Annotated in this window: 14 protein-coding genes; all 14 read right to left on the bottom strand. The window is 64.5% G+C overall.

Features of this window, described 5'->3' with window-relative positions; translation table 11 throughout:
• Positions 1-381: 381 nt before the first annotated feature.
• Positions 382-708 (bottom strand): hypothetical protein, encoded by a 327-nt coding sequence (locus tag ACYQ3G_RS08115; protein WP_028577362.1) that lies wholly within the window; start codon positions 706-708, stop codon positions 382-384.
• 31 nt (positions 709-739) lie between these two features.
• Positions 740-1462 carry a M48 family metallopeptidase gene (locus ACYQ3G_RS08110; protein ID WP_459824604.1) on the bottom strand — a complete coding sequence of 241 codons (723 nt, stop codon included), beginning with the start codon at positions 1460-1462 and terminating at the stop codon, positions 740-742.
• 32 nt (positions 1463-1494) lie between these two features.
• Complete coding sequence (locus ACYQ3G_RS08105) at positions 1495-5088, bottom strand: PEP/pyruvate-binding domain-containing protein (protein ID WP_459824602.1); 3594 nt, start codon at positions 5086-5088, stop codon at positions 1495-1497.
• A 163-nt stretch (positions 5089-5251) separates the two neighbouring features.
• Positions 5252-8941, bottom strand: a complete 3690-nt coding sequence (locus ACYQ3G_RS08100; RefSeq protein ID WP_459824599.1) for a pyruvate carboxylase — start codon at positions 8939-8941, stop codon at positions 5252-5254.
• Between the two features lie 36 nt (positions 8942-8977).
• A complete protein-coding gene (locus ACYQ3G_RS08095) occupies positions 8978-9808 on the bottom strand; it encodes a biotin--[acetyl-CoA-carboxylase] ligase (RefSeq protein WP_459824596.1) in 831 nt (276 codons plus the stop codon).
• 15 nt (positions 9809-9823) lie between these two features.
• Complete coding sequence (locus tag ACYQ3G_RS08090) at positions 9824-11083, bottom strand: CheR family methyltransferase (protein ID WP_459824593.1); 1260 nt, start codon at positions 11081-11083, stop codon at positions 9824-9826.
• A gap of 28 nt (positions 11084-11111) precedes the next feature.
• Entirely contained in the window at positions 11112-12191 is a 1080-nt protein-coding gene (locus ACYQ3G_RS08085) for a protein-glutamate methylesterase/protein-glutamine glutaminase (RefSeq protein WP_459824590.1), read from the bottom strand.
• An 18-nt stretch (positions 12192-12209) separates the two neighbouring features.
• Entirely contained in the window at positions 12210-12662 is a 453-nt protein-coding gene (locus ACYQ3G_RS08080) for a chemotaxis protein CheW (RefSeq protein WP_028577366.1), read from the bottom strand.
• A 21-nt stretch (positions 12663-12683) separates the two neighbouring features.
• Entirely contained in the window at positions 12684-14759 is a 2076-nt protein-coding gene (locus tag ACYQ3G_RS08075; RefSeq protein ID WP_459824586.1) for a methyl-accepting chemotaxis protein, read from the bottom strand.
• Between the two features lie 39 nt (positions 14760-14798).
• The gene (locus ACYQ3G_RS08070) at positions 14799-17957 is read right to left on the bottom strand and encodes a hybrid sensor histidine kinase/response regulator (protein WP_459824583.1); all 3159 of its coding nucleotides are present in this window, start codon (positions 17955-17957) and stop codon (positions 14799-14801) included.
• Between the two features lie 185 nt (positions 17958-18142).
• Positions 18143-18445, bottom strand: a complete 303-nt coding sequence (locus ACYQ3G_RS08065) for an STAS domain-containing protein (protein ID WP_028577368.1) — start codon at positions 18443-18445, stop codon at positions 18143-18145.
• 331 nt (positions 18446-18776) lie between these two features.
• Positions 18777-20159, bottom strand: a complete 1383-nt coding sequence (locus ACYQ3G_RS08060) for an NAD(P)/FAD-dependent oxidoreductase (protein ID WP_459824579.1) — start codon at positions 20157-20159, stop codon at positions 18777-18779.
• Positions 20160-20161: 2 nt separating this feature from the next.
• Positions 20162-22003 carry a translational GTPase TypA gene (gene typA, locus ACYQ3G_RS08055; protein ID WP_459824577.1) on the bottom strand — a complete coding sequence of 614 codons (1842 nt, stop codon included), beginning with the start codon at positions 22001-22003 and terminating at the stop codon, positions 20162-20164.
• A 194-nt stretch (positions 22004-22197) separates the two neighbouring features.
• Positions 22198-22695, bottom strand: a complete 498-nt coding sequence (locus ACYQ3G_RS08050) for a hypothetical protein (RefSeq protein WP_028577371.1) — start codon at positions 22693-22695, stop codon at positions 22198-22200.
• Between the last annotated feature and the right edge of the window lie 61 nt (positions 22696-22756).

Below are 22756 nucleotides of genomic sequence, written 5' to 3'. Positions count from 1 at the left end.
TTCGCGGGAATGACGCCGAAAAAATGCGGCAGAAATCCACTGAAGGCCAACCACAAAAGAGAGGGCACCCAGAGGCCTGCAAACTTTCCCTGCCTTTCCATTCTCCCGCTCAAAGCCCAATCTCAAGCGTGTCGGGCGGTCTGCGGCGAGGGCCGTCGACTGTCCGACTGAGCCAGGCATCGTTTGCTTTCCGGCCGCGGGCCGGACAACGCGCGGCCCTCTGTCCGACGATCAAGGCCGGGAAGCATTACGAGGCCCGCGAGGGAGTTTCGACGGGCCTCACCGCAGACCGTCCGGCACGCGGCCGCCCCGCTACGCTCCCCACTCTTGCCTTCTTAACGAAGACCGCCGGAAGCTCAACCGGACAGCCGAACCTCCCGGTCAGGGCTGCTCGTAAAACACGTACGTCGCAAACTCCGCGACCTCGAAGTACACCTTCTTCTCACCCGGTCCGACCTTGCCGTCAAAATCCGTGTCGGCCACGCCGTAGCCGAAGCGGTAGCCCCGGGCCTGGCGATCCGCGGTGCCGTAGGCCGTGGACAACTTGTCGATCTTGATGAAGCGGTGGACGAGCTTTTCCCCGGAGAACACCTCCAGGACGCCGTTGGTCCCGGTCCAGTTCTGGATGGAGCGTCCCAGCTGGTTCTGGGCTTCCTGCGTGCAGCCGAAAAGGCCGGCCAGTAACAGAGCGAATACCATCTTTCTCATAGTCCCTCCCTTTCCGGTCATTGCAGGGCGTTCACGCGCCCACGTCCTTCCTGCGCCATTTGGTCCATGCCGGCAGTTCCTCCCAGGCTGTCCTGATCCGCGCCTCATGTTCGTCCGTCAGCGGATCCAATTCCCGCAGGGCGGCCTTGAAGGCCGGCCCGTGGTTGCGGTGCGCCACGTGGCAGAGCTCGTGGAGCACGACGTTGCGCGCCAGGGGCCGGGGCAGAAAAAGAAGCTTGGCGTTGAGGCTGATGCCGCCCCGCGCCGAACAGCTGCCCCAGCGGCCGGCCTGGTTGCGCACCCGGACGCCCGAGATGGACACCCCGTGCAGCTGCGCAACCTCCCGGCAGAACGGGACGAGATGGCACTTTCCCAGATCGGCCAGCCACATCTGCAGCAAGAGCGCCCCGGCGCCGGTCTCGCCGCCGGGCAGCAGCACGCGAAGCTGCGTTTCCGCGACATGCAGTTCAGGCCGGACGGCCTCGCCGTAGGCAACGAAATATTCCCGGTTCAGGAACGCGAGAGTGACGGCATCCGGCAAAGGGTTCTGCCCCGGCGCCTGGCCCCTGGTTTCGAGGTCGGCCAGGCGCTCCATGAGCCAGGACTTGTGCCGTTCGAGGATGGACGGAACTTCGGACGTCGAAACCCTGTACGGCAGGACGACCTCGATCCCCCGGCAGGAGCGCATCTTGAGCCAGACTTTGCGCGCCCTGGGGTTGCGGGTCACGGTGACGGGGATGGAATTCCACTGCATGGACGAAAAAGGGCGGCTTTCGCCGCCCTCGCTTACCAGGTTTTGGTCCTCTGCTCCGCCAGAGCTATCTCCTGCTCCGCGAAATCTGCAAACCCGGCCTGATGCAGCGCATCCCTGACCGTGGTCTGCCAGTCCCAGTTGGCGTAGATGACCGGCTTGTGGAAGATGCTGCGGAAGGAGGCCAGCTCCTGCCGGTAGAAGTCTTCCTTGGCTGTGCCGAGGTTGGACTGCAGCTGCTCGTGCAGGCGGGCCAACTCGCCTTCGTACCAGTCCATGAGGTCCGGTCCGGAGGTGTTCTTCTTGAGAATGTGCTCGTAGCGGTTCTCGGCCAGGAGCATGTGCAGGCGCTCCAGGTGCTGTTCCGTGAGCCAGTCGCCCAGGCCCGAGAGCGGGATGTTCTCGGACTCGACCTCGGCGATGTCGAACTTGGTCTGCTGGTAGGTGTCCGGCACAACCGAGGCGGAAACGATGCCGGCGATGCACACCAGGCCGCGGATGATCTTGGAGTTGGACACGCCCTGGCCGCAGAAGCCGACCTTCTTGCGGAACTTCTGGCCCGTGAAGATGGTCGTCAGGATGGCCCAGACCACCGCCGGGTCCTCCTCGTCGTAGATGTGGCGCAGGCGGGCGTTGTCGCGGTCGGTGCCGAGCACCAGCTGGGTCATGTCGTTGGAGCCGATGGAGAACCCGTCGAACTCCTTGATGAATTCCTTGGCCAGCACGGCGTTGCTCGGGATCTCGGACATGAGAATGATCTTCAGGCCCGAGTCTCCAGACTGGATGTGGTGCACCTGCTGGAGGTAGCGCTTCATGGAGCGGGCCTCTTCGAGGGTGCGCACGAAGGGCAGCATGAGGTGCAGGTTCACGCCGCCAAAGGCGCCGCGGGCCAGCTTGAAGGACTCCAGCTCCCAGTCGTGGATGTTGCGCGACACGCCGCGGTAGCCGAGCATGGGGTTGTCCTCGTGTCCTTCGAACAGGAGGCCGCCCAGGAGGTTGCGGTATTCGTTGGTCTTGTAGTCCGTGGTGCGGTAGACGATGGTCTTGCCGTGGAAGGCCATGGCGAAGAGAGCCAGGCCCTGGGCCAGGGACTGGATGTACAGCTCCTTGCCGCTGCGGTAACCGCGGGCCTTGAGGATTTCGCGGATCTTCTCCGGCAGGGTGCGGACCGTGTCCATTTCCTGCTGCAGCCCGACCTTCTTGGCCACGTCCTCGCGCATGGCGGCGATCTTCTCCAGGATGGAGACGATGACCGGATCCTTCTCGATACGGGCCACGTCACGGGAAATGGCGTCCTGGAGCTCGTGGCGGCGGCGCTGTGACTGCGGGTCGGCGCCAAGGTTCTCCAGCTCGTCGGCGTAGCCCATGATGACGGCCACATGGTCGCGCAGGTTGTGGGAGGTCTTCAAGACTTCAAAGCGCTGGGTGGCGAACTCCAGGTGCTCGTCGAGCTTCTTGTCCAGTTCGCGCAGCTGGCGGTGGATGGCCAGAACCTCGTCGGTGCCCTTGGCGCCTTCGCGCTCGGTCAGCTCCTCCATCTTGCGGCCCAGGCCCGTGACGATGCCCACGTAGCTGCGCAGCTTGATGTCCAGGGAAATGATGCCGGCGGCCATCTGCTCGGACACGATCTTGGTCAGGTCGTTCTCGAGCACCGTGAGCTTCTCGGTGACCACGGTCTCCAGGGTGCCCAGGTCATAGGCCTCCAAGGCCAGGGGATGGACGCCGATGTTGCCGAGCATGAACTCGGCGCGCAGCAGGCCCACCTCAAAATCGGGGACGTCGCGCAGGCGCGACAGGAAGAGCGACTGCCCCACGTCGGCCAGGATGAGGCCGACCTTGGTCTTGGTGTCCGGCAGTTCGCTGACGTCGATCTCGCCGCCCACGTCAACCAGCGGCAAGAGACCGCGGTAGACCTTGCCGCGGGAGCCGTCCACGGTCACGTCCTGACCGTCCAGGGTGCGCAGCTTCTCCAGACGCTTGATGCCGATGACGGCCGGGATGCCCAGTTCGCGGGAGGTGATGGCAGCGTGGCTGGTGTCGCCGCCGGCGTCGGCCATAATGGCCGAGGCGATGCGCATGCCCGGCACCATGTCCGGGTCCGTGCGCTCGGCCGCCAGGACGTTGCCCTTGTTGATCTTGTTCAGTTCCAGGGCCGAGCGCAGGTAGCGCACCTGGCCCTGGCCGGCGCCGCGGGACGCGCCGTTGCCCTCAAGGAGCACTTCTGCGTACTTGGCGGCCTCGGGGTCCACTTCCTTGCGGCGCATGAAAATCGTGTGCGGGTGATGATCCAGCTCTTCGTTCCAGCGGGTCTCGGGGCGGGCCTGCACGAACCACAGGCGGTCCCACTGGTCGATGCAGAACTCCGAGTCCATGATCATGCCACCGTAGCCCTTGCTGATGCAGCGCACGCCCTTGGCCACGGATTCGGCCTGGGCCAGGGACAGGGACCAGCGGTAGGCCATGTCCTCGGGCACGGTCTCGACCTTGGTGCCGCGTCCGGACTCCTTGTAGACGATGCGCTTGTCCTTGCAGCCCATGTAGCGAATGACGATCTCCTGACCGTCCTCACGCTGGAAGACATAGAATTTGTCGGGGGTGACCAGGCCGCTGACCACGGCTTCGCCCAGGCCGTAGCTGGCGTCGATGGACACGAGATCCTTGCGGGAGGTGCCGCGGCAGCCCGTGGACGTGTCGGCCGAGAAGGCCGTGCCCGAGATGACCGGGTTGATCATGCGCATGATGCACACGGACAGGGACGTGTTCTCGATGGCCCATTCCTGTTTGGCCTTGATGGCGATGGAGTCGTCGCCGGTCTGCTCGGCCTTGGCCACGGCGTCGAGGATGGCCTCGCGGCGGTAGGTCATGGAGCGCAGGTTGTAGGCCGAGGCGCAGTCCCAGTGATAGGCCTGGACCACGTAATTCTCGCCCACGATATTGAGGTAGGTGTCCTGCAGGCCGGCGAAGGCCTTCTTGCGGCTGTCCTCGCCGGCGGCCGAGGAACGCACGGCCACGGGCTCGTTCTCCAGGCCCGCCTCCTTGCAGATGTCGAGGTAGGCACCGCGCACGGCGTCGGCCACGTCCTTGGGCAGATCGACGGACAGGATGGCCACCTGCACGAGGACCGAGCGCTTGCGCAGCTGGTCGATGCCCTCGGGGGAAACGGCGAAGCCTTCGACGACGTTGTTGATGAAGGTGCGCAGGCGGATGAGGGTGCCTTCCTGCTTCTTGGCGGCTTCCTTCACGTCGAGGGCGATCTTGCGGACAAACTTCTGGAGGAACTCGGAGTCCTTGTTGATCTCGGCGTCGCTCCAGTCCGTGGTGTCGTAGGCCCTGTCCACGGTGCTGCGAACCAGGGCGGCGTTGACCTTGGTCTCGTCGAGGAGCTTATGGAAGGCGATGGAGGAAACGGCCCTGAACTGCGGGGCGCGGATACCTTCGATGGTGCTGATGATGGCGGTGTTGTAGTTCTTGCCGCCGACCAGAAGCTCCGCCTCCTCGCCAATGGTCACGATGTCCTTGCCGGTCAGGATGAGCTGCTTCTGAATCAGCTCCAACTGCTCCGCGGTCGGCGTGCCAGTATCCGACGCATCGGCTTTCTTCTTGGAACCCTTCTTCTCGCTCTCAGCCATCTTCGCCTCCTTCGTGCGCGATTCGATCACATTCAAGCCCGCAAAAAACTGGGCATGGGGTACAGCCGACATGACGGCTCGTCAACAACGCCGACCCCTCATGACACGAAAAAATGATATACAAAAGTTCTTGACAGCAAAAGGACAGGCCCGAAGGCCTGTCTTACACCTTTTGTCCACACCCCGGACAGAACTTGAAGTCGTCCCTGGTGACCGGCGCGGAGCAGGTCGGGCACTTGCGGGGGGCGGGCACGAGCTTGACCAGCAGTTCCCCTTCCTTGACCGGGACCATCTTCTTGTCTTCCTGGTAGTCGGCGAACTTGAGCACCCGCTCGACCATGCCGTCCACCGGCGCCAGCACGGACTTCTCCTGCTTCATGATGGAGATGTTGAAGAGTTCCTCGCCCTTTTTGACCATGTCGCCGGGCTTGACATGCACCACCCAGAGGTCGCCGCTGGACGGCGATCCCACCTGGTACGGGTCGCGCGGGTCGGCCATCTCCAGACCCGTCTCGGCCTGCCCCACCGCCTCGGCCACCTTGACCTGCTGGCTGAAGGATTCCGAGTCGAGAGTGTAGGAGACCAGGCTCATGCCGTGATCATCGGGCCTGGAGACGTGCTGCATGGCCATGACGTGGTGCTTGCCGCTGGAGTCCTTGAACATGAACTCCTCGCCGGCGCGGACGCCTTCGAACCAGACATTGAGGGGCACCCGGTTGCAGTCCCCGTAGCGGGCCACGAACTTGATGGTGTTCAGGGCGTCGCCGGGCTGGCTCAGGTACATGAGCAGTTCCTCTTCCGTGGGCATGCGGCCGATGTGCTCGGCCAGGCTCTGCTGCTCCTTGGCGACATCGACATCCAGCAGGGTGGACAGCGGGGAGCATTCGGTGCGCCGCTCGATGGCTTCCTGCCAATCGGAGCCGAAGGCCGATTCGTAGACCCAGTCCGGCGGGAAACCCAGGGGCAGGCGGCCGAACTTGCCCAGGAGCAGGTCGCGGAAGGCGTCGTTGGCATCCTGGTAGATCTTCAGGCGCTCGGCCCGGATATCCTCGGGCAGGCTCTCCTCGGGCATGGTCACGACCTGGTCCAGGACGGACAGGAGCTTGCGCAGCCCCCTGCGTCCGCCGCGCTTGTAGGCGCCGGTCACGGCCAGGAAGGCCGTGTTCCATGTGATCTGCGAACCCGGCGTCACGTCGTGGTAGCGCACGATCTTGCGGATGCCGGCCAGGAACTTGAGCATGTACGGCAGCAGGTGGATGTAGCCCTGCTTCATGGCCCCTTCCTGCGAGGACGACGTCGCGCCGCCGGGCATGCCGTGCTCGATGACGTCGTAGTCGATGCCCTGGAAGTGCGGGGCCGTATAGCGGTCGTAGTAGGGCATGATCTGCTTGAGCACGAAGCCCGTGGTGCGGATCATTTCCTTGTTCAGGTTGGTCTTCAGTCCCAGTTCCTCGATGTAGGCCGCCGTGGACAGCACCTCGCCCTGGCCGTACCAGCGCACGGACGCGCCTATGGCCGTGTCCACGATGTGCGCCCCGGCCTTGGCCGCCGCCGCCACCGCCGGCACGAACAGACCGTCGGTGTAGTGGCGATGGTAGTGGACGAGCAGGTCGGGGTAGGCCTTGCGGATGGCCGTGACCAGTTCGGTCATGAAGATGGGCGGGCACACGCCGGCCATGTCCTTGAGGCCCAGGATGAACTTCTTCTCCACCTGCTTCTTGGAGCAGCCCAGAACCTGGGCGTTCATGTCGACGATCTCCTGCACCACGCCCAGGTAGTGCGGAACGTCGAAGCCCTTGGCCCAGGACAGGGAGATGGCCGGTTCCCAGATATTGGCCTTGGAATTGAGCGCCACTTCGGCGAAGGGTCGCATGTTCTCGATGTGATTGAGAAAATCGAAGCAGCGCACCACGTCGTAGTGCTCGCAGATCATCTCGCCCGTGCGGCGCATGATGTTGCGCGGCACCGGCTTGTAACCCAGCACGTTGGTCGAGCGGATGAGGAGCTGCTTCAGGGTCTTGGGCGCGAACTCGTTCCACTCGCGAGCCTCGGAGAAGGGGTAGGTCATGTTCGCGAGCATGGCCACGTGGAAATGCGCGCCGCCGCCGTTCTCCAGGGAGAAGAACCCGCAGTTGTCGAGGTAGGGCCCGATGATGCGGTCCTCGGCCAGACGGAAGCGGTTGCCGGAGTTGGACTGCGTGATGTCGCGCGTCGTCGTGTCCGTGAAGTGCACATGGTCGGAATCGCGGATGTACGACAGTATCGCGTCGCGGTCGCCGCGCGGGTACGGGTACTCATAGTATTCGGGCTCAATGGCCGGCAGGGACGGCTTGAAGGGGTCCATGCGCTTGCCCTCGCGCGTGCGGTACTCGCCGAGCTTGACGTGCGGGTTGTACCCGTGGGCCGAGATCTCGGCCACCAGCCGCGACAGGCGCACAGCCTCGGACTCCTTGTCCAGATAGACCATGAGTTCGGGCGCGCTGGCCACGAACTTGGTGTCGTAGTCGCCGCTGCGGAAGCGCGGGTGGGCGATGATCTGGCGGTGGAACGGGATGGTCGTCTTGATGCCGCCGATGATGTATTCGCCCAGGGCCCGCTCCATGATGCCCAGGACCTTGTTCCACTGCGGGCCGTAGGCGATCAGGAGGGACGCGGCCGAGTCGTACTGGGCCGGGAACTCGTAGCCGCCGCACACGCAGGAGTCCACGCGCACGCCGGGTCCGCCCGGCGACATGTAGCGCGTGATGCGGCCTGCATTGGGCGAAAAATTGTTCTGCGGGTCCTCGCAGTTCACGCGAACCTGGATGGCGTGGCTTTTCGGGGTGCAGTTCTCGTCGGTCAGGCGCAGCTCGGCCCCGAAGGCCACGGCGATCTGTTCCTCGACCAGGTCGATGCCGTAGCGGCACTCGGTGATGCCGTGCTCGACCTGCAGGCGGGTGTTGACCTCGATGAGGTAGGCCTCGCCCTTGGCGTCCACCAGGAACTCCACCGTGCACAGGGAGTGGTAGCCCACGGCCTGCACCAGCTGGCGCGAGTAGGCCTTGAGCTGGTCGCGCAGATCCTGGGTCATGCCCGTCCACGGGGAAGGCGTGATCTCGACGAGCTTCTGGTGGTTGCGCTGCACCGTGCAGTCGCGCTCGTCGAAGGCGAAGACGTTGCCGTACTTGTCGGCGATGACCTGGATCTCGATGTGGCGCACGGAGGTCAGCAACCGCTCGACATAGAGGCGCGGGTTGCCGAAGGACGCCTGGGCCAGGGTCGAGGCCTTGACGAAGGCGTCGGCCAGCTGGTCCTCGCTGAAGACTTCGTAGATGCCGCGTCCGCCGCCGCCGCCCTCGGCCTTGAGCATGACAGGCAGCCCGATCTGCCCGGCGACCTTCTTGGCCTCCTCCACGGACACGGCTCCTTCGGAGCCCGGCACGACCGGGATGCCCAGCTTCTGGGCCAGGGTGCGGACCTGCACCTTGTTGCCCAGCAGACGCATGGCCTCGGACGTGGGTCCGATGAAGAGGACACCCGCCTCGGCGCACTTGGACGGAAAGGAGTCGTCCTCGGAGGCGAAGCCCCAGCCGGGGTGGATGGCCGCAACGCCCCTGGCCTTGGCCATGGCGATGATCTTGTCGATGTCCAGATAGGCCCTCGGGTTCTCCCCGAGATGCAGAAGCTCCTGGGCGCCGGCGGTGAAGGGCGCGGTCTTGTCCACGTCCGTGGCCGTGATCATGGGTACGGCCTGGAACACTTCCTTGATGGAACGGACGATGCGCCGGGCCGGAATGCCGCGGTTGGCCACAAGGATCTTCTTGCCCCGGATCTCCCGGGCAATCGCTTCAAAACTGCGGGGATGCAAAGACATATCTTTCTCCGTGCACATGGAATTTGCTTTTTTTGATCACTCCTGCGGCCGCAGCGAACCAGAATGCAGCGTCCGCCGCCCTTCCTGCGAGTCGAGGACAATGCCCCCATCCGGGCTCACTCCCGTGAACACGCCGCAAACCGATGATCGATTGTCGGACACGTGCACCACGGCCCCGAGATAGGCCAGAACCCTCTCAACTGACTGGGAAAACTCCAGAGGAGTCGAATCAGAAAGTTCACGACTGTACCGAACCCGTCCAAAATTCACAAGACGTAACCACAGCCCAAAAATGGACATCCCCGCCGTCAGGCTCCCCAGGACGGCGGCCTCGCAGGCCCGGTCGCGCCGCATGGCCCCGTCGTCCGGGCACGTGGCGAGATTGAGGCCGATCCCGGCCAGCAACACGTCGCCCCGCTCCTCGATGAGGATGCCGCCGACCTTGCGGCCGTGCAGCAGAATATCGTTCGGCCATTTGAGCAGCACGGGCACCCCGAGTTCGGCCAGGCCCAGACACAGGACCCAGCCCGTGAGGACGGAAACCATGTTCTGCCACGGCTCCGGGGAGGCGGGCAGGCGCCAGGCCGCGAAGAGGTTGCCCGGCTCCGAGACCCAGTTGCGGCGCAGCTGGCCGCGGCCCGACCACTGGCGCGAGGCCAGGACCGAGTCCCAGACGTCCAGTTCGCCGCGGCGGGCCAGATGCATGGCCACGTCGAGCACGGATGAGCACGGCCCGCAGAGCCAGAATCGTTCGTCCGGCGGCGACGAAGAAATCTCACCCTGACTGAGGAGTTGGGGCGCATCAGGATGCCGTGCGGAAAACGCTTCCGTCACGCAGGGAATCTCGGGGGACCAGAGGATGGGCATGGACGCGCAGGAATCCTAGGACGAGGCCTTCTGCTTTTTCTGCATGAGCAGACGTTTGAGGTCGGACTTGTCCCCAGCCCGGTAGACCTGGACGGGCTGGGTGCGGACCGGCGCGCGGCGCGGGGCGGCCGGGGCGGATTCCGCCAGGGTCCCGGTTTCGGGTTCCAGAAACGTCTCCGCGGTCATGGCCGCGGACGCGACCGCCACATGCGCCGCGGGCGCAGGCGGACGCGGCGGTTCTGGGCGCGGCGCCATGGCCGGCGTCGGGGGAGTCGGCGCGGGCCGCGGGGCCACGGGGGCCGCCACTGTCGCGGCCCTGGGCGGCCCCATGGGACGGGCCGGAACCGCGGGAGGCGCAGGAAGAGTTGTGGGAACCGGACGCGGCACGAAGGTCGGGGATGGCGGCTGGGCGCCCGCGATGAACCTGCCCGCCGGGGCTCCGGCCGGCTGGTAGAAGATGGCGCGCATGTAGCGTCTCGCCTCGAAAGCCTCGGTCACTCCCGTCAGGGACTCCGTCGATCCGATGACGAGGGAGCCGTCGGGCTCCAGCACCCCGGCGATCTTCTCGAAGACCAGCTTCTTGTCCATAGGCGTGAAATAGATGGCCACGTTGCGGCAGAAGACCACGTCGAAGCGGCCAAGGCCCGTGAAGGGCTTCATCAGGTTGAATTTCTTGAACACGGCCATGGCCCGGATCTCGTCCTTGATCTTCCAGCCGTCGCCCATGAGGGTGAAATAGCGGTTCAGGGTCTGGGCCGGGAGGCCGCGCTCGATCTCGAACTTGTTGTACTTGCCGTAGCTGGCGCGGGTCACGGCCTCGTCGGAGATGTCCGTGCCGAGGATGGAGATCTGGAAGTTGTTCAGGTTGCCCAGGGCCTCGCGCAGGGCGATGGCGATGCTGTAAACCTCCTGTCCGGTGGAGCAGGCCGCGCTCCAGATGCGGATGGGCACGGGGCGGCCGGGGTTGGCCTTGGAGCGGACGTCGATGAGGTCGGGCAGGATCTTGTGTTTGAACAGCTCGAAGGGCGAAGCGTCGCGGAAGAAGAGGGTCTCGTTGGTCGTGATGGCGTTGACGACCTCCTTCTCCATGTTCCCGCTGCGGTCGGCCTTCACCTTGTTGTAGAGGTCCATGAAGGAGGCGCAGGCGTACTGCTGCATCATGGACTTGAGCCGCGTCTCGATCAGGTATGTCTTGGTCGAGTCCAGGGCCACGCCGCAGATGGAGTGGATGTACTTGGCCAACAGGCCGAATTCTTCTGCGGTGATGGAACTCATGTTGCCGCCATGGTTGAAATGCACGCTTCTAGCGCACGGTGCGCACGATCTCGGAGGCGATGGACTGCAGGGGGGCGACCACGTCCACGACCCCGGCTTCCGCCGCCATCTTGGGCATGCCGTAGACCACGCAGGACTCCTCGTCCTGGCCGATGGTCACGGCGCCGAAGCTCTTCAGCACCCGAAGGCCAAGCGTCCCGTCGCCGCCCATGCCGGTCATGATCACGCCCGTGGACAGGGCGCCGTACTCGCGGGCCACGGAGCGGAACATGTAGTCCACGGCCGGCTTGCAGTTGTTCTCGGGCGGGTCGTCGGTGATCTGGATGACCTTGGTCCCGCCCTGCCCCGCCGCCACGCGCATGTGCTTCCCGCCCGGGGCGATGTAGATCACGTCGGGGCGGACGGTCTCGTTGTGCTCGGCCTCCCGCACCTCGTACTGGCACTTGGCGTCCAGGCTCTCGGCCAGGGACTTGGTGAAGACCGGCGGCATGTGCTGGACGACGAAGATGGGCACGCCGAGCCTTGGCAGCTGCGGCAGCATCTTGGTCAGGGCGTTGGGGCCGCCGGTGGAGATGCCGATGGCCACGGCCTTGGACTTGCCCGTGCGCCTGGACGGCGCGGCCGTGGTCACGACGGGCTTCGGCGCGGCGGGCGACGCGGCGCCCGAGGGCCGGACCGTCTGCTTGAGCAGGAGCTTCAGTTCCAGTCGTTTGGCGAAGGCCTTGATGCGCGGCAGCAGCGCTCCTTTGAGCAGTTGCACGTTGGCCTGCATGGCCTCGGCGTCGGGCTTGGGGATGAAATCGAAGGCGCCCAGCTCCAGGGCCTTCATGGTGATGTCGCTGCCCCGCTTGGTCCAGGACGAGAGCATGATCGCGCCCACGTCCGGGTGGTTCTTCTGGATCTCCTGCAGGGTCTCCAGGCCGTCCATGACCGGCATCTCCACGTCGAGAGTGATGAGGTCGGGCTTGAGGGACGCAATGCGGGTCAGGGCGATCCGTCCGTTGTTGGCCGTGCCCACGACCTCCACTCCCGGCATCTCGGCCAGGATGTCCCCCACCACCTTGCGGTACATGATCGTGTCATCGACGACCAGAACACGAAGATTCATCCATACTCCTTAAAGATGTCAGCCCTGATCGTCGGCCAGCACTTCTCCGACATCCAAAACCGCCACGAGGTCCCTGGCCGTCTTGAGCACGCCCTGGAAGTAGCGGCCCTTGAGCCCCTTGATGTTCGAGGGGGTCGGCTCCACATGCTCCCACTTGTCGGTGACCACGTCGGTGATGCGGTCCACCAGCAGGCCGATGTTCTCGTCGCGGGAATTGACGATGATGATGCGGCTGGTTTCGGTCATCTTCGACGGCGCCAGGCCCAGCTTGCGGCCGAGGTCGATGATGGTCACGATGCGGCCGCGCAGGTTCATGATCCCGAGCACATAGGACGGCGCCTGGGGCACCTTGGTCATCTCCATCTGCCGGTTCATTTCCTGGATGAGATTGATGTCGATCCCGCACAGGGCCGAGCCCACGTAGAAGCAGGACAGCTGCAGGGGACCCGTCTTTTCGGCCTGCTGTTTCATGCGATTCTCCTTTGGAACGCCCTAGGCGTTCAGGGTGAAGCGGGACACAAGGTTATGCAGTTTCGCCGCCGTGGCGGACAGGCCGGTGGCGCTTTTCCTGACCTGCTCGCTTGAGGCCAGAAGGTCGTCGGCCTGGCCGGAAACGTCGGAGATGTCCGTGGCGATCTCTCCGGCCACGACGGAACTCTGGGACACGTTGGCGTTGACCTCGGCGATGCCCTGGGAGGCCTGCCCGACGTTGGCCGCGATCTCGCGGGTCGTGGAACTCTGCTCCTCCACCGCCGCGGCGATGGTGGCCACGATGTGGTCGACGTCGGCGATGACTGAGGAAATGCCGTCGATTTCCGTGACCGTGTTGCCCGTGGCGTCCTGGATGGCCAGAATCCTTTCCCGGATCTCCTCCGTGGCCTGGGCCGTCTGCTGCGCCAGTTCCTTGATCTCGTTGGCGACCACGGCGAAGCCCCGGCCGGCCTCGCCCGCCCTGGCCGCCTCGATGGTCGCGTTGAGGGCCAGAAGATTTGTCTGGGACGAAATGGCCGTGATGGTTTCGGTGACCTTCCCGATCTCGCGGGCCGCGGATCCCAGGTCCTGCACCTTGGCCGAGGCCTGGCCCGCGCGGACCACGGCCTGGTCGGTGATGCTCTTGGCCTTGGCCGAGTTGGAGGCGATCTCGCCGATGGTCGCGCTCATCTCCTCCGCGGCGGCCGCCACGGTGTTGACGTTGGCCGCGGCCTGCCCCATGGCCGCGGCCACGGAGTTCTGGTTGACGCTCATCTCCTCGGCCGCCGCAGCCACCTGCTGGGCGCGCTGCACCGTGTGCGTGGCCCCGCCCGCCATCTGGTCGGATACGCCGGACAGGGAGGACGACGCCATGGACAGGGACGTGACCTCCTGGGACACCTCCCCCAGCATGGCCCGCAGACGCTGAACCATCTCGTTCAGGGCCTCGGCCAGGACGCCGATCTCGTCCTTCTGCCTGACGTCCATGGTCCGGGTCAGGTCGCCATCGGCCATGGCCCGGGCCAGGGCCACGCCCTTGAACAGGGGGCCGGTGATGGACCGGGTCAGAATGACGCCGATGCCCAGGCCAAGGGCCGCGCCGACGCAGACCATCAGCAGGGAAAGCAGCTTGACCGCGTCGGCGTTCGCCTCGGCCGAAGTCACGTGCGAGCCCGCGCTGGTTTTTGCGAGGGACATCAGCTCGTCGAGGTGTTTCTGCACGCCGTCGCGGGCCTGAACCTCCTCGTTCTCGAAAAGCCTCTCCATCTCATGGAAGTTGCTCTGGGCCCGGGCCGAAACGTTCAGCAATTCGGAAAAGACGGCAAAGAGCTCCTGGGCCCTCGGAATGGTCCGGCTGTCGTATTCCCTCCTGGCTTCGAGGAGGTCGCCGTACGAGGCGTACTCCTTGATCTGCGCCACGGATTTGTGCAGTTCGTCATGCACCGGCTTGAGCCGGTCGATGAGCCCCGACACGTCCTTGTTCCGGGTTGAGAACGTCTGCAGCCAGCGCCCCAGGGGGCAGGCATCCCCACTCTCGCCGCCCTCGAATGCCTTGCCGTAGAGGACCAGGGCCGCAACCTTGTTCATCAGTTCGTGGTGCCAGGCGGTCAGGGTCTGCACGTCCGCAACCAGGGCGTCCGGCCTGACCACGTCCATGTCCACCAGCTCCGAGGAAATTGCGAGTATTTTGCCCGTGGCGGCGCTCCAGGCGTCCAGGGCCTTTTCCAGGTCAGCTATGGTCCCGCGGATTTCGTCAGCCTTCTGGATCTCCGCCCCGAGGTCGGGAATGTCCTTGAGCTTCGCCAGCGAGGCGCGCACTTCGCCCTGGCGCGCGGCGATCCGGCCTGCGGCGTCCTGCCGCTCACCGGGCGTCATGACCTGGCCAAGCATCAGGTTCATGTTGCTGCGAATGCGTTGCTGCAGGTTCTCGATCTCGAGGACGGTCTGCACTGCCGCCATCTCCTCGTCGGCGAGCAGCTTCAGGTCCAATTCAAGAGCATTGAGGGCCACCCTGTCCTGGAAACCCACGACAAGGGTGATGATCGTCGTGATGACGAACCCTCCGATCAGCTTGTAGCTCAGCTTGATGTTCTTCAAATCGAAACTCCGGTCCGTATGCGCAATGGGAATTCGTTATCAGGAAGCGTACCGTTTCAGCCATTCGTAGATTGTCTGCAGGAGCCGCTCCTTGTCGAGCTTGACCTGGTAGTCGTCGATGCCCACGGCCTTGCCCCGGGCCACGTCCTCGTCGCCGGCCAGGGAGGTCAGGGCGATGATGGGCGTAAGCGAGAAGCGCTTGTCCTGGCGGATGGTCTGGGCCAGGGTGAAACCGTCCATGTTGGGCATCTCGATGTCCGTCACGACCAGGTCGTACTTCTGCGGTTCGGCGTCGAGCATGCTCCAGGCCACCAGCCCGTCCTCGGCCGTGTCCACGGTGTAGCCGTCGTCCTCGATGAACTTGCGGACCTGGTTGCGGAAGAAGTCCGAATCCTCGACCAGGAGCAGGTGCGGCACGCCCACCTCCCCGGCGTCGTCGGCCACCTCGATGCTGCCGCGCACGGCGAACCAATCGGGCTGGACCGACTGGATCAGTTCGTAGATGTCGACGATGAGCGTCGTGTTCTCGCCGATGACGGCGGAACCGCTGATGCCGGGCTGCTTCAGGGTGAAGGTGTCGACGGTCACCTCGGTCTCGATGGCGTCCACAGGCGGCTTGGCCAGGAGACCGATCTCGTGGCCGGCCATGAGGAAGACGATGACGATGAGTTCGCCCGTCAGATCGAGGTGCTGGACCGTGGTGGCCTGATCCAGGGAGAAGACGGGCAGCGTGCCGCCGCGGTACTTGATGACCCTGCGGCCTCCGACCTCCTCGATCTCGCCGGCGTCGATGAGTTCGACGCGGGCCACGAGATCGAGCGGCACGGCGCAGTACTCCTCAGGCGTGTTGCGAAAGACAAAGAGGGACAGCTTGTCCTGGGTCTTCACCGTCTCGGCTTCCTTGGCGGCCAGGGCGCCGCGCTCGCGCACGCTCGTCAGGCTCAGGTCGCCCAGGCGGCCCAGGCCCGCCACGTCGAGGATGAGGGCCACATGGCCGTCGCCCATGATGGTCGCACCGGCATAGCCCTGACATTCCTTGAAATGCCGCCCCAGCGGCTTGACCACGATCTCCACGGAGTCGTGGAGCTGGTCCACCACCAGGCCGTAGCGGAACTGCCCGGCCGAGACCACGACCAGATTCACGTCGGCCATGGTGCAACCCGATTCCTGCATCTGGCTGGCGTTCTTCCCGCCGCGCAGGAGTTCGCCGACCATGGACGAGGTGGTGCAGGCCGAACCGTCGAGCCCGAGCACGTTGGAAAGATAGAGCATCGGGATGAGTTCGCCGCGCAGGAGCAGGACCTCGGCGTCGCCGACCATCTCGATCCGCTCCGTGATCTGGTCCACGGGGATGCGCAGCAGCTCGTCCACGTTGACCTGCGGGATGGCGTAGCGTTCCTGGCCCACCGACACCAGCAGGCTCGGGATGATGGCCAGGGTCAGGGGCAGCTTGATGCGGATGGTCGTGCCCTTGCCGCGGGCCGTCTCGATGTCCACCTGGCCGCCGAGCTGGTCGAGGTTGGACTTGACCACGTCCATGCCCACGCCTCGGCCCGACACGTCCGTGACCTGCTCGGCCGTGGACAGGCCCGGCAGGAATATGAGGTTGGCCTTGTCCTTGTCGGACATGGACTTGGCCTGGTCGGGCGAGATGAGCCCGCGTGAGAGGGCCTTTTCCACGATCTTGTCCGTGTTCAGGCCCCGGCCGTCGTCAACGATCTCGATGATAACCTGCCCGGCCTCGTGGTAGGCCTTGAGGACGATGGTGCCCATGGCCGGCTTGCCGGCCAGGACGCGCTCGTCCGGCGGCTCGATGCCGTGGTCCGCGGAGTTTCGCACCAGGTGGGTCAGGGGGTCGCCCAGGCCCTCGATGATGGTCTTGTCCAACTCGACGTCGTTGCCTTCGAGCTGCAGGTCGATCTCCTTGCCCAGGTTGCGGGCCAGGTCGCGGACCACGCGCGGAAACTTGTTGAAGATGTTGCCCACGGTCTGCATGCGGGTCAGCATGATGGTTTCCTGCAGCTCGGACGTGACCAGATCGATGCGCTGTCCGGCCACTTCGATCTGGTGCAGGGCGGCCGAGGAGATGGCCTGCATGAGCTGGTTGCGGCTCAGGACCAGCTCGCCGGCCAGGTTCATGAGGTCCTCCAGGAGGCTCACGTGCACGCGCAGGGTGTCGGGCTGGGTGATGGCTGATTTGGAGGCCTTGGCGTCGCCCTTGCGGTCATCCTCGGGAGCGGGGCGCGGCTCCGGCTTCGGCTCGGGCTTCGGCTCCGGCGGCGACGCCGGGGCGGCCTTCGGTGCCGGCGGCGCTTCGGGGCGCCCGCCCCCGCCGAGGGCCTCGGCCAGGTTCACGCCGTTGAAGATCTCGGAAACCAGGGAGTCGGTCCTGTCCTCTGCAGGCGCCGCCGGAGTCGATTCCAGCAACTCCCGGGCAAAATCGGCCTCGGGCGCCGGTGCCGGCTCGAACTTCAGAGGCAGGATGAACTCGCTGGACAGGTCCAGCAGGGCCGGCATGATGTCGTCCTCGATGATGGAGCCGAAAAGGACGAAAAGCGGAATGCGGTTGGAGAAGCCGTCGTCCTCCAGGGTCCCGACGGCCTCGAAGTCGACCTTCAGGTCCAGCACGACGCCCGTGGAGTCCATGCACTTGAGGATGTCGAAAATGGTCTTTTCCTTGCGCTGCACGTCATGGATGAGGTCGAACTCCAGCAGGTAGAGATTCTTCCCGCCCTTGCGGTTCTGCAACAGGTCGAACTCCGGAACCTCGAAGACGACCCTGCCGCGGCCGTCCCTGATCTCCACCCGGCGGTCGACGGAGGCCTTCTCGTCGCCCTTGAGGTTGGCCGAGGTGGCCGCCGTCAGGGCCGCGATATGGTCGTCGATGTATGCGTCCTCGCTCTCGGCCACGTTGACGATCATGTCCCGGAGCTTGTCGAAGGCCAGCAGGACGATGTTGACCACTTCCGGGTCGGGCACGAGTTCGCGGTTGCGCACCATGTCCAGCACGTTCTCGATCTTGTGGCCCAGGTCCTTGATCTTGACCAGCCCCAGAAATCCGGCCCCACCCTTGATGGAGTGAGCTGCGCGGAAGACCTTGTTGACCAGTTCGACATCGATGTCGGCCCCGGACTGCTCGATGGCCAGGAGATCGTTCTCGATGTCCCCGAGATGCTCGGTGGCTTCTTCCACGTACATTTGTAGAGTTTCGTCATCCATCATCATCGTGCGAACTCCGTGTAGATTTCATGTTGGGGCTTCCGCCGCGGCAACCTTCATGCATCCATGCAGACGTCCCAGGCGTCGTCCGCCCGAAGAACCCATCCGAACAAACCCTCCGCCCCCTGCGGCCTGAACGCCGGGAGAGGAAGCGGAACCGTCGGCTACGCGCCGAGATTGAGATGCTGGTCAAGGCGCATGGACTTGAACAGCTTCACGATATTTTCCGAAGCCCCGCTGATGACGAGCCGGCCGCCCTTCTTCTTCATGGAATTGTGCGTGGCGATGACCACGCCGATGCCGATGGAATCCATCATGGTCGTGCCGGACAGGTCCAGCCGGAGAACCTGGGGGGACTCGTCGAGCACGGTGCTCAGTTCGTGCTTGAAATCCGGCACCATCGTGGACACGAGGTCCCGGTCCGGGATGATCGTCACGGTGCTTCCTTCACGGGTAATTGTGGACATGGCCTCTCCTGATGAAAAAATCCGAGTTTTCTGTGTCCTACACGCAGCCGCCGAGGATATCAATTTACACGAGCGGCATATTTTTGCAACAAAATGCGAGTGTTGCGCTAGAGATGCCACATCCGGCGAACAACAGGGCCGGCTGGAATGCGTACGTGGCTGTCAGACAATACCACCCTACACTCTTTATTGTCCGGAAATAAAGCAAAATCTTGTTTGCACCTTTCGGCCGCGGAGCAGGCGTCTTCCGCCATCGAAAAAAAACGGGCGATCCCGTCATGCCGTCGGAAACGCCCGTCATCGCCATTTTCAGCCCGTACCGCCGGGAGCGCTACTTCCCTGCCAGGATGCTCTTGGCGGGGATGAGCCCCGTGGCCGCCGCCGAAACGATGTTCCCGGCCACGCCCGGCCCGTCGCCGGCCACGTAGAGCCCAGCGATGGCCGTCTCCAGGTTCTCGGCGCAGTCGACCTGGGTGGCGAAGAACTTGATCTCCGGGGCGTAGAGAAGGGTCTCGTCGTTGGCCACGCCTGGCACCACGAGGTTGAGCTTCTCCAGGCCCTCGACCAGGTTGGTCAGGATGCGCTCGGGCAGGGCCATGGCGATGTCGCCACAGACCACCTTTTTGAGCGTCGGCTCGATGTAGCTGTTGCGAATGCGGTTCCAGGTGGAGCGCCGGCCGCGCTTCAGGTCTCCGAAGCGCTGCAGGATGGGCTTGCCGCCGCCGATGAGGGTCGCCAGGCGGCCGATGGACTCGCCGTAGGCCTGGTTGTCGGTCACAGGCTCGTTCAGGACGACCTTGGACAGGAAGGCGAAGTTCGTGTTCTCGCTCTTCTTGTCCATGTAGGCGTGGCCATTGACGCACACGAAGTCCTGGTAGTTCTCCTGGGCGATGAACCCCCCGTAGTTGGTGCAGAAGGTGCGGGTCAGGTCGTCGTACTTGGAGGTGCGGATGAAGAAGGTCGGGTCGTAGATGATGGAGCAGAGGTCCTGCATGATCTCGTTGTGGACCTCGACGCGCACGCCGACCTCGATGCCGCGCTGGGTCACGGCCAGGCCGTGGCGCTGCACGAGCTGGCCGACCCACTCGGCGCCCACCCGGCCCGGGGCCAGGATCACGTTTTCAGCAAAGTGCTCGCCCTTGTCCGTGACCACCCCGCGCACGCGGCCGTCCTCGACCAGGATGTCGCGGACCTCCTCCCTGGTGCGCACGGTCACGCCCTTGGACTGGATGTACTCGACCATGCCGGTGATGTGGCCGGGCAGGTTGTCGCTGCCGAGGTGCTTCTGCTTGATGACCAGCAGGTCGATGCCGAACTTGCGGGCCTCCTTGCGGATGGACCTGGCCTCCTCGATGTTGGTCGGGTAGACCTTGCCGTCCATGCCGAAGCGGTTGAAGATGGCTTCGGTCTCCTCGATGAGCGCCGTGGCCTTGCCCACGCTCATGAACTGGGTCAGGTCGGTCTTGCCGAGCTTATGGATGAAGTTGAGCTTGCCGTCGGAGAAGAGCCCGGCCCCGCCCATGCCCGAAAGGATGTTGCAGGGCTTGCAGTGGATGCAGTCCTGCTCGCCCACCAGGGGGCAGTTGCGCTTCAGGGACGCCTTTCCCTTCTCGATGAGGAGCACGTCCAGGCCGGAATGCTCGGCCAGGTGGTAGGCGGCGAACAGGCCGGCGGGGCCGCCGCCGACTATGATGACGTCATGGACTTTGTTCATGGCTATTTCCCGTCGACCTTCTTCTTTTTCACGGACATGGAGTGCCGTTTCTGGGCCGAGAGCTCGACCTTGCGCAGGCGGATGTTCTGGGGCGTGACCTCGACCATCTCGTCGTCGCGGATAAAGTTCAAAGCCTTCTCCAGGGTCATGGGCAGCACCGGCGTAAGGATGATGGCCTCGTCCTTGCCCGAAGCGCGGAGGTTGGTCAGCTTCTTCTCCTTGCAGGGGTTAACGTCGATGTCGTTGTCCCTGTTGTGCTCGCCGACGATCATGCCCTCGTAGACCGCGTCGCCCGGCTGGACGAACATGCGGCCGCGCGGCTCGAGGTTGAAGATGGCGTAGGGCACGGCCTGGCCCTGGCGGTCCGAGACGATGGAACCCGAGAAGCGGGTCGGGAAGTCCCCGCGGTACTCGCCGTAGCCGTCGAACAGGGAGTTCATGATGCCCGTGCCCTTGGTGTCGGTCAGGAACTCGTCGCGGTAGCCGATCAACGCGCGCGACGGCACGGAGAACTCCATGCGCACGCGGCCGCTGCCGTTGTTGACGAGGTTCAGGAGCTTGCCGCGGCGGATGGACAGCTTCTCCGTGACCACGCCCATGAAGGCCTCGTCACAGTCCACGTAGACGTGCTCCAGGGGCTCCAGGAGCTTGCCGCCGTCCTTCTTGTAGATGACCTCGGGCCGGCCCACGCCCAGTTCGAAGCCCTCGCGGCGCATGGTCTCGATGATGATGGCCAGCTGGAACTCGCCGCGGCCCTTGACGATCATGGAGTCCTTGTCCTCGCTCTCCTCGACCTGGATGGCCACGTTGGTCAGGGCCTCCTTCTCCAGGCGGTCCTTGATCTTGCGGGACTGCACGATCTTGCCCTCGCGGCCGGCGAAGGGCGAGGTATTAATGGTGAAGCGCATGGACACCGTGGGCTCGTCCACGTCGATGCGCTTCAGGCGCACGGGGGAATCCTTGAGACAGATGGTGTCGCCGATGGAAACCTTGTCCAGACCCGCCAGGACCACGATGTCACCCATCGCCACGGACTTCTGTTCGGCCAGCTGCAAGCCCTCGTAGGCCTGAACCTTGGAAGGCCGGAAGGCGGTCTGGTTCGCTTCGGTCATGCACAGGAGGTCCGTCTTCTCCTCCAGGGTGCCGGCCTTGATCTTGCCGATGACCAGTCGGCCCAGGTAGTCGGAGTAGCCCAGATCGGAGACGAGCATCTGGAAGGGCGCTGCCGGATCGAAGCTGGGCCCGGGGATGCGTTCCAGGATCAGGTCGAAGAGGCACTGCAGGTTCTCGCCGCGCTCCTCCAGAACCGGGGAGGCCACGCCGTCGCGGCCGATGGCGTAGACCACCGGAAATTCGAGCTGGTCCTCGTCGGCGCCGAGGTCGATGAACAGGTCGTAGACCTCGTCCAACACTTCCTGGGGCCGGGCGTCGGCGCGGTCGATCTTGTTGACCGCGACGATGATCGGCAGGCTGGCGTCCAGGGCCTTCTTCAGCACGAAGCGGGTCTGGGGCAGCGGCCCCTCGGAGGCGTCCACCAGCAGGACCGCGCCATCGACCATGGACAGGGCCCGCTCCACTTCCCCGCCGAAATCGGCGTGGCCGGGAGTGTCGACGATGTTGATCTTCACGTCCTTCCAGCGCACGGAGCAGTTCTTGGCGGCGATGGTGATGCCGCGCTCGCGTTCGAGGTCCATGGAGTCCATGACGCGATCGTCAACGGACTGGTTGTCCCGGAACACTCCGGACTGGCGGAACATGGCGTCCACCAGGGTGGTCTTGCCATGGTCGACGTGGGCGATGATGGCGATGTTTCTGATGCGGTCGTTCTTCTGCGTATTGGGCATTCTCTTTCCTCTTGGGGACATAAAAAACGGCTCCCTGAGCGAAGCCGATGCTGCGCCGTGCACACGACGCACGACACTATTTTTCCACTACGCGCAGTTTTCGTGCGCCGTCAAGATGGGAAAACGGGCAAGGGCGGGTTCGGCCGGACCGACTGGCGGCCGGGGGAGCCGGGCTGCGGAAACTCCGCGAAGACCTACGAAAGCTTGCCGCAACGCAGGTTGCGCACGGCATCCTTGAACATGACCTCAATGGTGTTTGGCTTCATCAACTTCTGCACGTAGCCGGACCCGAAAACGGGATGGTCGATGACGTCGCCGGTGCGGAAGGTGCGGTCCATGCTGTAGGCCAGGGGCGAGGGGCACGACCCCACCAGCTTCTCCCACTGTTCGGCCTGGGCCTGGGCCTGCCGGCTTGCCGCAGCGCTGGTCTTGCGCGGGCTCGCGGCCTTGGGCGCGGCCGCCTGGGGGGTTTCCTTGACGATCCCCGTGGCGGCGCTCCGCACCCGCGACGCGGCGGGAGCCTTGGCCTCGGCCTTGGGGGAGGTGTAGGAATGGCGGGCGCGGCAAACCTTGCACTCGACCTTGGCGATCTTGTCGCCCAGCATGGCCACCACGTGGTGGTCAGTGACGGTCTTGCATTTCTTGCAGAGTGATTCGACGGAACTCCCGGCCTGTATCTGATTCTCGCTCATGACATATCCTTTGAGATGCGGTGTGGAAAAAAAAGCCACAAGGCATGACCTTGTGGCGAAA

The organism is Desulfomicrobium salsuginis (assembly GCF_054657795.1).
This window is presented reverse-complemented; position numbering and strand designations above follow the sequence as displayed.

Excerpts from the sequence above, each read along its gene's own strand:
- ACYQ3G_RS08100 (WP_459824599.1), bottom strand. The coding sequence starts at position 8,941 with ATGTCTTTGCATCCCCGCAGTTTTGAAGCGATTGCCCGGGAGATCCGG.
- typA (WP_459824577.1), bottom strand. The coding sequence starts at position 22,003 with ATGCCCAATACGCAGAAGAACGACCGCATCAGAAACATCGCCATCATC.
- ACYQ3G_RS08115 (WP_028577362.1), bottom strand. The coding sequence starts at position 708 with ATGAGAAAGATGGTATTCGCTCTGTTACTGGCCGGCCTTTTCGGCTGC.
- ACYQ3G_RS08065 (WP_028577368.1), bottom strand. The coding sequence starts at position 18,445 with ATGTCCACAATTACCCGTGAAGGAAGCACCGTGACGATCATCCCGGAC.
- ACYQ3G_RS08105 (WP_459824602.1), bottom strand. The coding sequence starts at position 5,088 with ATGGCTGAGAGCGAGAAGAAGGGTTCCAAGAAGAAAGCCGATGCGTCG.
- ACYQ3G_RS08060 (WP_459824579.1), bottom strand. The coding sequence starts at position 20,159 with ATGAACAAAGTCCATGACGTCATCATAGTCGGCGGCGGCCCCGCCGGC.
- ACYQ3G_RS08080 (WP_028577366.1), bottom strand. The coding sequence starts at position 12,662 with ATGAAACAGCAGGCCGAAAAGACGGGTCCCCTGCAGCTGTCCTGCTTC.
- ACYQ3G_RS08090 (WP_459824593.1), bottom strand. The coding sequence starts at position 11,083 with ATGAGTTCCATCACCGCAGAAGAATTCGGCCTGTTGGCCAAGTACATC.
- ACYQ3G_RS08095 (WP_459824596.1), bottom strand. The coding sequence starts at position 9,808 with ATGCCCATCCTCTGGTCCCCCGAGATTCCCTGCGTGACGGAAGCGTTT.
- ACYQ3G_RS08110 (WP_459824604.1), bottom strand. The coding sequence starts at position 1,462 with ATGCAGTGGAATTCCATCCCCGTCACCGTGACCCGCAACCCCAGGGCG.
- ACYQ3G_RS08070 (WP_459824583.1), bottom strand. The coding sequence starts at position 17,957 with ATGTACGTGGAAGAAGCCACCGAGCATCTCGGGGACATCGAGAACGAT.
- ACYQ3G_RS08085 (WP_459824590.1), bottom strand. The coding sequence starts at position 12,191 with ATGAATCTTCGTGTTCTGGTCGTCGATGACACGATCATGTACCGCAAG.
- ACYQ3G_RS08050 (WP_028577371.1), bottom strand. The coding sequence starts at position 22,695 with ATGAGCGAGAATCAGATACAGGCCGGGAGTTCCGTCGAATCACTCTGC.